Annotated in this window: 4 tRNA genes; all 4 read right to left on the reverse strand. The window is 48.9% G+C overall.

The features are described 5' to 3' along the window. Positions 1-12 precede the first annotated feature (12 nt). The 4 genes from NiCM35_RS26705 to NiCM35_RS26720 all read right to left on the reverse strand — a co-directional run bounded on the left by NiCM35_RS26705 (position 13) and on the right by NiCM35_RS26720 (position 367). Positions 13-97, reverse strand: a tRNA-Leu gene (locus NiCM35_RS26705). Positions 98-111: 14 nt separating this feature from the next. After that, a tRNA-Lys gene (locus NiCM35_RS26710) sits at positions 112-184 on the reverse strand. Between the two features lie 6 nt (positions 185-190). Next, positions 191-266 (reverse strand) — tRNA-Thr (locus NiCM35_RS26715). Positions 267-291: 25 nt separating this feature from the next. Continuing rightward, positions 292-367, reverse strand: a tRNA-Val gene (locus NiCM35_RS26720). Positions 368-374 lie beyond the last annotated feature (7 nt).

Below are 374 nucleotides of genomic sequence, written 5' to 3' on the forward strand. Positions count from 1 at the left end.
TTGATAATAAATTGGTGCGGGTGAAGGGAGTCGAACCCCCACGCCTTGCGGCGCTAGATCCTAAGTCTAGTGCGTCTGCCAATTCCGCCACACCCGCAGACAAAAATAAGATGAGCCATGGAGGATTCGAACCTCCGACCCTCTGATTAAAAGTCAGATGCTCTACCAACTGAGCTAATGGCTCATAAAATGGTGCCGGCTAGAGGACTTGAACCCCCAACCTACTGATTACAAGTCAGTTGCTCTACCAATTGAGCTAAACCGGCGTAATATAGTTTGTCCAATAATAAATGGTGGAGGATGACGGGATCGAACCGCCGACCCTCTGCTTGTAAGGCAGATGCTCTCCCAGCTGAGCTAATCCTCCATATATA

It is taken from the genome of Niallia sp. M35, from assembly GCF_050971705.1.
In the GTDB taxonomy this organism is placed as follows: Bacteria; Bacillota; Bacilli; order Bacillales; family Cytobacillaceae; genus Niallia; species Niallia circulans_A.